At 37.2% G+C, this 8,753-nt stretch carries 6 protein-coding genes and 1 pseudogene; 6 read left to right on the top strand and 1 reads right to left on the bottom strand.

What is annotated here, in order from left to right:
* Nucleotides 1–105 (bottom strand): annotated as a pseudogene (locus H0248_RS22080) (hypothetical protein); the annotation flags it as partial.
* A gap of 149 nt (nucleotides 106–254) precedes the next feature.
* Here H0248_RS22080 and H0248_RS06415 point away from each other — a divergent pair.
* The 6 genes from H0248_RS06415 (at nucleotide 255) to H0248_RS06390 (ending at nucleotide 8,701) form a co-directional block, all read left to right on the top strand.
* A complete protein-coding gene (locus H0248_RS06415) occupies nucleotides 255–1,082 on the top strand; it encodes a flagellin N-terminal helical domain-containing protein (RefSeq protein WP_180785204.1) in 828 nt (275 codons plus the stop codon).
* 186 nt (nucleotides 1,083–1,268) lie between these two features.
* Nucleotides 1,269–4,694, top strand: coding sequence for an O-linked N-acetylglucosamine transferase family protein (locus tag H0248_RS06410; RefSeq protein WP_219609001.1), 3,426 nt, complete (start codon nucleotides 1,269–1,271; stop codon nucleotides 4,692–4,694).
* A 38-nt stretch (nucleotides 4,695–4,732) separates the two neighbouring features.
* Nucleotides 4,733–5,845: a DegT/DnrJ/EryC1/StrS family aminotransferase gene (locus H0248_RS06405; protein WP_180785202.1), complete on the top strand. Its 1,113-nt coding sequence runs from the start codon at nucleotides 4,733–4,735 to the stop codon at nucleotides 5,843–5,845.
* Nucleotides 5,845–6,981 carry a hypothetical protein gene (locus H0248_RS06400; protein WP_180785201.1) on the top strand — a complete coding sequence of 379 codons (1,137 nt, stop codon included), beginning with the start codon at nucleotides 5,845–5,847 and terminating at the stop codon, nucleotides 6,979–6,981. Before H0248_RS06405 ends, H0248_RS06400 begins: the two co-directional genes overlap by 1 nt.
* Before the next feature lie 3 nt (nucleotides 6,982–6,984).
* Nucleotides 6,985–7,749 carry a class I SAM-dependent methyltransferase gene (locus tag H0248_RS06395; protein ID WP_180785200.1) on the top strand — a complete coding sequence of 255 codons (765 nt, stop codon included), beginning with the start codon at nucleotides 6,985–6,987 and terminating at the stop codon, nucleotides 7,747–7,749.
* A gap of 10 nt (nucleotides 7,750–7,759) precedes the next feature.
* Entirely contained in the window at nucleotides 7,760–8,701 is a 942-nt protein-coding gene (locus H0248_RS06390; RefSeq protein ID WP_180785199.1) for a hypothetical protein, read from the top strand.
* The last annotated feature ends 52 nt before the right edge of the window (nucleotides 8,702–8,753 follow it).

Genomic DNA, 8,753 nt, shown 5'->3' with positions numbered 1-8,753 from the left:
GCCGACGTAATGGACTCGTCCTGTATCTGAATGCAGTGCGCCGGACAGATAATGCTTCTGGTTTTGTCCCAGAGTGGCGATGCGCTTCTGCTGTCCTTTGGGCATATTTTGCGAAGTTATTTAGTGTGAGGCTCAAAAATAAATTTGGCAAAAAAATTAAAGCTTCCGGAAAGTGTTCCGATAAATGTTAGCGACGGGGATGAACCCGTGGGTCTAACCCGAAACTTACATCTCATCGATAAAGGAAATCTATTATGGCCGGTATTAACACTAACGTAATGTCTCTGGTTACTCAGAACAACTTGAACAAATCTCAGTCTTCTCTGGGTACCGCTATCGAGCGTCTGTCTTCTGGTCTGCGTATCAATAGCGCTAAGGATGATGCTGCAGGTCAAGCGATTGCAAACGGTATGACTGCGCAGATTAAAGGCCTGACTCAGGCAGCTCGTAACGCCAACGACGGTATTTCTCTGGTTCAGACTGCTGAAACTAACCTGAACGAAATTAACAACAACCTGCAGCGTATCCGTGAACTGTCCGTTCAGGCAGCAAGTGACACTAACACCACTGAAAACCGTGCCTCAATTAAACTTGAAATTGATCAACGTGTTTCTGAAATCGACCGTATCACCAACACCGCTAAATTTAACGGCATCGATCTGCTGAAAGGTGGTTCCAGCCTCTCTATTCAGGTCGGTGCTAATACCGAAGATGCTGATGTTATCTCAATCGATAACAAGGCGCTGATTAGTTCTTCTGCAACAGCTCTGGGTGTTAAGACTTTGAACGTAACAACTGCATCTAAGGCAACCGCTTCAATCAGCTCAATTGATGCTGCGTTGAAAAAGATTGATACTGCACGTAGTAATTTGGGTGCGCTTCAAAACCGTTTTGAGTCTACCATCACTAACCTGAACAACACGGTGAACAACCTGTCTGCTGCTCGTGGCCGTATCGAAGATGCTGATTATGCAACTGAAGTATCGAACATGAGCAAGGCGAATATCCTGCAACAGGCTGGTACTTCTGTCCTGTCTCAGGCTAACCAGGTTCCGCAGAACGTATTGTCTCTGCTGCGTTAATATATCAGCGCACATTGTTATCACTACAGTGATAATCTTGGACCAGCCTTCGGGCTGGTTTTTTTATACATATTATTATGAATACTGATAATAGCCTTGCTAAGGCAGCGCTGTTCTCTCGATTGTTGTTCCCATTTTTTGTTAATTTAATAAGTTATTGTGAATAAGATATAGGTCCGCTTCCTAATGGTTCGTAATATGCCCCCATCTACAGGTACTTCTTCACCTGCCAATAGTGCCGCTGTTTCTACTATCCTGCCGTATACCTCACCAGCGCATCTGCAAGCGGTGGCATGGCTACATGGTGTAAAGTGTGCCGCACCTGAAAAATCGAGGGTATTAGAATTAGGGTGTATGGCGGGTGAGAACCTCCTCCCTTTTGCTTTGGCCTATCCTCAGAGTTTATCGGTTGGTATCGATCTGGATTCGGAAAAGATCGAAGAAGGGCAACAACTGCTGAGTGAACTCGGCGTTGAAAATCTTCAGCTTGCAGCGATGGATTTAAACACCCTGCTGGAAAGTGAGCTAGGACAGTTCGATTATATCATAGTACATGGCATTTTTGGCCTGGTGAGCGGTGAAGCTCGAACTGCATTACTGCAATTTTGCCAGAAGCATCTTTCTCCTGTTGGCACGGTAAGCTTCAAATACGCTACATATCCTGGTGGGAAAATGGCTGAAGTGTTGAAGGATGCATTGAGTCTTCATGCGAGCCTAGCGGAAACGGTGGAACAACAGCAAGAAAGCGCCAGAGCTATGTTGACTTATCTGTCACTTGGGTTGTCTTCCCAGAACATACAGGAAAAGGCATTACGCAAATGGGTTGCGCAGGCGGAACAGCAGAATGATGTTCAGCTCGTTCTGAATTATCTACAAGGCCTTAATGAGCCATGTTATTTGCTAGATTTTAACACCTTAGCCATCGAGGCAGGGCTTACCTATGTCGGTGATATTCAACCGCATACGGAATTAGCTGAACACTATGGTGACAATGTTTCCAGCATGCACCAGATTATCTGTACTTCGGCGCATAAAGTGCTAAAGCAGCAATATCTTGATTTTGCTGTTGGAAGAGAAAGTCGATTTAGCTTACTTGTAGCTCAGGAACGTGCCGGAGAAGTGTCACCGGAGCCGGATTGGTCGCGGTTAGCAGATTTCCACTGGGCTGGTAGTTTCCTTCCGTTTTATACAGAGCAGGGTATAAACACCAATGGGTGGTGTTCTGCCTCTGGCATCATGGTTACAACCAGCCATCCTCTGACGCAGCGTGTGCTAACTGCGTTAGGTGAGTCTTGGCCAGTAGCTCAGTCTTTTCAGCAACTTTTATTCAATACTCGTGAACCAGAAAGACCTGATACAGATGAAAGAAGTAACCTGCAGAATGCATTGAAGGCATTATTCACCAAAGGGTTAAGTGAGTTGCATTTTAGACTTGGTGAATGTGTCTATCAAAAAAGTTCTTCTCCAGCGCTTTGCCTGTTGCCTGGAGTACTAAACGTGAAAGGCAATTTTAACTTCTGGCATGAACCCGTCTCGCTAGATCTATCGGATGCTGAAAAAGAATCTCTGACTTCCTGGGATTCATGGCTTAAGCAACAAGACGAAAATTACTTCTCTGTTATGCGTCGTTTGCGCCAACATGGTGTTTTACAAGGTAAGATTCGTGCGTGGCATCGTTACTTTCAGGATGCATTATTAGCAAGTTCAGGCATAAAGGAAATTATGTCGTATATCGGTGCATTAGTGTTCTATGCCAGCGATCCTAAAACAGGAGGTGTGTACAAAGCTCCACTACTTACAAATAGCAGTGCGGTGAAATCAATTAAAATTGCTGAAAAAACGGTACAGGAAATTGCACGATTAATTTCCAATGGTGACTTTATTCAGGTAAGACGCGTTGCAGAGGCATTGACACAGAAAGATCCTGAAAATATTGAAAATTGGAACCTTCTTGCCGATACATTAAGAAAAACGGGTGATTCTGAAGGTGCTTCCTTAGCATTGATGCAAATTCTCTCCCGGCATTTGTTTAGCTGGAGTGTCTATTATGATTTAGCAACTCAAAGCTGGGAGGCTGGGCTAAAGCGCGAGACATTAAATCTGGCTCGCAAGATTATTCGGTGTGATCCAGAAAATGCAAATGTATGGAACCTTTTAGCTGTGATTCATTTAGGTGATTATCGCTTAGAACAGGCGGAATTTTGTTGTAAACAAGCTATAAATTTAAATAAAGACGATATTTCTATATTGAATAGTATGGCGGCTATTTATGAGTCACGTTCCCAGCAGGATGAAGCAAATAGTTGTTTTCGACGTATTATCGAACTCTCACCTAACTCTTCACACTTACATAGCAACCTTCTTTTTGGCTTAACACATAGCAACAGCATAACGCCAGAAGAACTTTTCCATGAGCATTGTGATTTTGGTGTTCGTACTGAAAAAAGAATGGAAAAATTAAAATTACAGCTTCCAATACGCCAAATTGATAAAGATCCTAGGCGAGTTTTGCGGATCGGTTTTGTTTCTGGTGATTTGGGACGACACCCGGTGACTAACTTTTTTGAACCGGTGTGGAATGCTATTAATTGCGAATATTTTTCATTATATGTCTATGCAACATCGATAATCGATGACGATATAACCCAGAGGTTAAAAGAAAAAGCAACTGAGTGGCATTTTGTAAAAGATAAAAGCGATGTAGAACTGGCTAGGTTAATCATTGAGGATGAAATAGATATTTTGTTCGATCTTTCGGGGCACACAGCATATAACCGTTTACCAATGTTTACATTAAAACCAGCACCGATTCAGGTTAGTTGGCTTGGTTATCCAGGTACTAGTGGTTTAAAAGGTATGGATTATCGTATTCTTAATAAGAATTATGCTCGCCCTGGAGTATTAGATAATCAGTTTACAGAAAAGTTGATATATTTACCTTTCTCTAAAATATTTGAATATGAAGGTAATTGCCCAGATATTAATGTATTGCCAGCAATAAAGAATGTTTTTTTTACATTTGGTAGTTTTAATCGAACCAAGAAAATAAATGATGAAACATTATCTATATGGGCCACTATCCTACATCAGTTGCCAACTGCACGTCTAATTATAGGTGCTGTGTCCGGTAATCAAGCTAGAGAGTTGTTATGCACAAAACTTGAAAACTTAGGAATTAAAGAAGAACGTTTTGAATTTTATGATAGATTGTCAGAAAATGATTACCTTAAGTTGCATCACAACATCGATATGTTACTTGATACATTTCCTTACGGTGGTGGGACAACAACTAACCACGCACTTTGGATGGGCGTACCTACACTTACTCTAAATGGTGATAAGTTGGCATCGGTTGCTAGTGCCGGATTTATGAGGACGTTTAGATTAGACTCATTTGTAGCCTACAATAAAGGTGAATATATAGAAAAGGCTATCTATTGGGCTAATAATATAAGTGAATTAAATAATATAAGGTTAACGATGAGAGATCGTATTAATTTATTAAACCAAGAAAATACTAACCCTGCAGAATATCTTGAGAAGGCATTAAGAAAAATATGGATGCAGTATTGTTCTGGTTCTGATGCAATAAGTTTTTCTATTGAAAAATAATTGACCTAATTTTGTATAACGAGCTAAAGGTGAGTGTAATGAAAAATAATAATGATGTTTATGTTACTAGTCCACTGTTACCACCTTTAGAAGAGTTTATTCCTTTTCTTGAAGAGATCTGGAATAGTAAGAAGTTAACGAATTCGGGTAATTTTCATAATCAGTTAGAAGATGAACTAGCGAATTATTTGGGAGTAAAACATTTGTGCCTTTTTTCCAATGGCACATTGGCTTTACTGGTTGCTTTGCAAGCATTGCGTGTTACTGGGGAAGTGATTACTACGCCATATTCGTTTGTTGCAACGTCACATTCTCTGTTGTGGAATAGATTACAACCTGTATTTGTGGATATCGATCCTGTAACATGCAATCTTTCTCCTGATAAAATAGAGCAAGCAATTACGCCTGCAACATCGGCGATTCTGCCGGTTCATTGCTATGGTATACCTGCTGATGTTGATAAAATCCAAAAAATTGCTGATATATATGGGTTGAAAGTCATCTATGACGCTGCACATGCATTTGGTGTTAAAAAAGATGGTATGAGTATCTTAAATCATGGGGATCTCTCTATTCTTAGTTTCCATGCAACCAAGGTTTTTAATACGATAGAAGGCGGGGCAATAATTTGTCCCGATGAAAAAACCAAGAAACGAATTGATTATCTTAAGAATTTTGGCTTTGCAGATGAAGTGACTGTTGTTGCTCCGGGGATTAATGGAAAGATGAATGAAGTGCAGGCTGCATTCGGTTTGCTTCAGCTTAGATATATAGACCAAGCTTTGCATAAAAGAAGAGCTATCTATGAGAGATACTGTGAGTTATTAAAAAATATAGCAGGTCTTCGGATTATTAACATTTCGAATAAAATAGAGTGGAATTATTCATATTTTCCTGTTTTTATCTCTAAGCCATTTCATAAAACTCGTGATGAAGTTTATTTTCAATTAAAGGAGAGTAATTATTATGCTAGACGCTATTTTTATCCATTAATAAGTTCATTTTCAATGTACAGAGGGCTTGATAGCGCTAAACATAATTTGCTGAATCATGCAAATACTGTTTCAGAAAGTGTGCTATGTTTACCTATCTATCCAGATTTATCGCATGATGATGTATTAAATATCGTTAATATTATAGTAGGTCGATAATGGAAATTAGTTCGTCAAGTGTTGACGTAAGGTTTGTTATTTTTTCTGGTGCAAATGAACGAGCAGTAATTGCTTGTTGTCGACATTTCTCTAAAAAAAATATTAATTTTTCTATCATTTCTCGACCAGTAAATGATATTATTCTTTTATCTAAATATAGAAAAAATGTTGATTCATCAAGAAAGTCAGATTCACTTTTAATTGATGATATGGCTCGTTGCGTTACTGAGATAAGAGATATGTACCCAAGTGATAATCTTATCTTTTTACCAACGACTGAGTCAATTATTCGGGTTGTCTTAGAAAATAAAAATTTGCTTACATCTAAAGGATTAGATATTCACTTAGTAGATTTAGATGTATATCTAAATATATCAGAAAAAAGTCTGTTTTTAAATTATGCTAGAAAATTTAGCATTGATATTCCTAGGGAATTAATCTCCCCTAAGATTTCTGATATACCTTTTGTGGCTAAGCCAAAAGCAGAGTTCTCCTCTAAGAATAATATTAAAATATATCCAAAACTTGTTTTTAATGAAATTGATCTTCAAGATATAGTAGATTCAGAATATAAAGATGATTATTTCTTTCAGTCATATATCGATGGGAATAGTTATTATTATTTAATTTTTGTTTGTCCTGATGGGATATGTGACATTGCTTACCAAAAAAATCTATTACAACAAGGGAACGGGAAATCTATCATCGCTGCGGAATTATGCGAATGCCCAGATAGGGTCTTTGAAGATAAAATAATAAGCTTGCTTAATTCATTGGGTTTTTTTGGATTTATAATGGTGGAAGTGATGCAACATAAAGGCATAACATATTTAATCGAAGCAAACCCAAGATTATGGGGACCCTTCGATCTTGCATTGAAAGCCGGTTTATTACCAGAAAATATATTCTTTAAAAGAATAACTGGTCTAAAGTATAAAAAAGCCAAATATATATGGTTAACAGGACTTATTGACTCTTTGTCTAGGAAAGATAATATTCGTAATTATATTGACTCTAAGAGTAAAATATATTTTATTTTTTCTTTTATTTTATCTGATTTTTATTTTAAATTAGATACTATAGGTATTTTCCTACATGAAGTGAAAATGAGTTTTCGTAATTTTTTTGCAAGGTGAAATATGAAAAGTATGCAGGATAAATTAGTTTCTTTCCTCGAAGAAAATGGCAAGCATGCCTCTTATCAATCATTGCCTAAGTTTGTAAAAAATATCATCGGTGATGATATATATCATGCAGGTTCGAAGGCAGATGAATGTCGATTTGATTATATTAAATCAAAAATAAATTTTCATGATAAAAAAATTCTTGATATAGGATGTAATTTAGGTTATTTCACATTGAGTGCAGTAGATAGTGGTGCTCGCCATGTTGTTGCGTATGAGGGATTCTCTCCCCACGCTAATTTTTTGAGTAACGTTTCATCAATATTAGCCTTAAAAGATCGAATATCGGTTCACAATGAGTATTATTTATTCAATGTAGATGAATGCTCATATGATGTTGTCTTTTTATTAAATGTTCTACATCACATTGGAGATGACTATGGCGATAAAAGTCTGTTAATAGAAAGTGTAAAAGAAAATATTTCAAATCAGTTGAATAGCCTATCCGTTAATACAAATACTCTTGTGCTTCAATTAGGATTCAATTGGAAAGGAAACTCGAATTATGGCTTGTTTTCTAATGGTACTAAACGTGAGATGATTGATTATGTTAAAACTGCAATCTATGGTGTATGGAACCTTCGCGCTATCGGTATTGCAGAGAAAACAATACATGGAGAAATTATTTATAATGAATTAAATGATGCTAATGTCAATCGACAGGATGAATTAGGTGAGTTTTTAAATAGACCTATATTTATTCTAGATAAAAATATTTAATGGAGAATGTATGAGTATTTCATGGGGCGAGAAAAAATTTATTTTCAGTGTAAATAATCACTCTGATTATGCTTTCACACATGCACACAAACCTACACCGCTAATTATTAATAATGACTTATTGAGGATATTTTTTGGGGTTAGAGGAAAAGATGGAAAAACTAGAACTACCTATATAGATGTCAATATTAATTCACCCGATCAGGTCATTAACTCCACAATGCCTATTGTTCTAGATTTGGGGAAAATTGGTGCTTTTGACGATTGTGGGGCTAATGTATGTTCAATTATACAGCATGATAATAAAATATATATGTATTACATAGGTTGGAATCCAAGTACAACCGTGCATACTAGAAATGCTATAGGGATAGCCGTTTCTTTAGATGGTGGTTATAGTTTTCAACGACTATATGACGGGCCTATATTAGATCGTGATAAAAATGAACCTTATTATACTGGTGCTGTGGATGTTATCCATAATGGTAGTTTTTTTGAAATGTGGTATACGTCTGGCGTTAAATGGGAGATTATAAATAATAAGCCGGAAATAATTTATCATATAAAATATGCTAGATCAGTGAATGGTATTGATTGGACAAAAACTGGTGATTTTTGCTTTTCATCATTAACAGATGGGGAGGTAACAGCTAGACCAAGTGTAATTTATGAGAATAATAAATATTATATGTGGTTTAGTCATCGGAAAATAGATGGATTTCGTAATCATAGAGATAGTATGTATCGTGCTGGTTACGCTGAGTCGGATGATGGTATTTTATGGGTAAGAAATGACACTGATTCAGGTATTTTACCATCATATAAAGACGGTGACTGGGATTCTGATGCAGTAGCATATCCTTATGTTAGAAAAATAAAAAACAAATATATCATGTTATACAATGGTAATGGTTTCGGAAAGACAGGGATTGGGTGTGTTTTGAGTGACTAAATAGCTTCGCCAAATAGTAGATCACTCGAAGGGAACTCAGTCCGAGTTATGC

Origin of the sequence: Pectobacterium brasiliense, from assembly GCF_013449685.1 — a bacterium.
Classification (GTDB): domain Bacteria; phylum Pseudomonadota; class Gammaproteobacteria; order Enterobacterales; family Enterobacteriaceae; genus Pectobacterium; species Pectobacterium brasiliense_A.
This window is presented reverse-complemented; position numbering and strand designations above follow the sequence as displayed.

Coding starts and splice junctions, on each gene's coding strand:
- H0248_RS06415 (WP_180785204.1), top strand. CDS start 255: ATGGCCGGTATTAACACTAACGTAATGTCTCTGGTTACTCAGAACAAC.
- H0248_RS06410 (WP_219609001.1), top strand. CDS start 1,269: ATGGTTCGTAATATGCCCCCATCTACAGGTACTTCTTCACCTGCCAAT.
- H0248_RS06405 (WP_180785202.1), top strand. CDS start 4,733: ATGAAAAATAATAATGATGTTTATGTTACTAGTCCACTGTTACCACCT.
- H0248_RS06400 (WP_180785201.1), top strand. CDS start 5,845: ATGGAAATTAGTTCGTCAAGTGTTGACGTAAGGTTTGTTATTTTTTCT.
- H0248_RS06395 (WP_180785200.1), top strand. CDS start 6,985: ATGAAAAGTATGCAGGATAAATTAGTTTCTTTCCTCGAAGAAAATGGC.
- H0248_RS06390 (WP_180785199.1), top strand. CDS start 7,760: ATGAGTATTTCATGGGGCGAGAAAAAATTTATTTTCAGTGTAAATAAT.